We start from the raw sequence: 781 nt of genomic DNA, 5'->3' as shown, positions 1-781 counted from the left end.
TTCGCCTCCCTGCGCTTTAAATTCTACCAACATATTGCGCAGCTTAGTCAGGGTCATATTGTATTTTCTGGGGTGGGCAACGACAGCACTCCCCTTTGCGTTAACAATACTATTTACCATGTCTTCTAGCTCTGGCCATAAACTTTTTACATCGCCAACCTTCCCCGCACCCAGATACTTTTTAAAGGCTTCGTTATGATCGCTAACATAAGCTAGGTCAATCATCGCCTGTGCAAAATGAGGTCGGCCAGGGATCCCTGACTGAGTCAAAGCCCGAGCAGCATCTAACAGGCCTGGAAAGCCTTTTTTTTCTAGTTTTTCTGCAATTAGCTCTGCGCGTTGATGACGTGACTGTAACTGCTTTGCTTCAATTTCCTGCATCAAGCCCGAATTCAAGTCATAGTTGTAGGCAAGAACGTGGATGGTAAAGTTTCCCCAAACACATGAAAGCTCGATTCCGGGCACCATTGAAATCCCTTCAACATTTGCTGCGTCAAAAGCTTCTTGCTGACCGGCGACGGTATCGTGGTCAGTTAGAGACAAGAGTTTCACACCATTTGCCGCAGCCCTTTGAATAAGCTCTGTAGGGCTCAAACTGCCATCCGATGACAGGCTATGGCAATGTAAATCTATTGGCGAACGGTTCATAACTCTCCACGATTATCTAAGGTTGGTGTCATTCAGGTTTAATAAAAGCATGTTATGTAAAGATGGTAAGTTTGAACCTTCACAGTTTCCACATATAATCACCAACCTGTAAGCTTATTCACGTACTATTTGT

At 44.6% G+C, this 781-nt stretch carries 1 protein-coding gene; it reads right to left on the bottom strand.

Annotated features, from left to right (window positions below; genetic code table 11):
• A partial coding sequence (locus tag A3756_RS23495; protein ID WP_068554814.1) for a PHP domain-containing protein occupies positions 1 to 648 on the bottom strand: 648 nt, incomplete at its 3' end.
• Positions 649 to 781: the final 133 nt, after the last annotated feature.

Source organism: Oleiphilus sp. HI0086 (assembly GCF_001635225.1).
The sequence above is the reverse complement of the archived record's forward strand: the minus strand, read 5'-3'. Positions and strand labels throughout refer to the sequence as shown.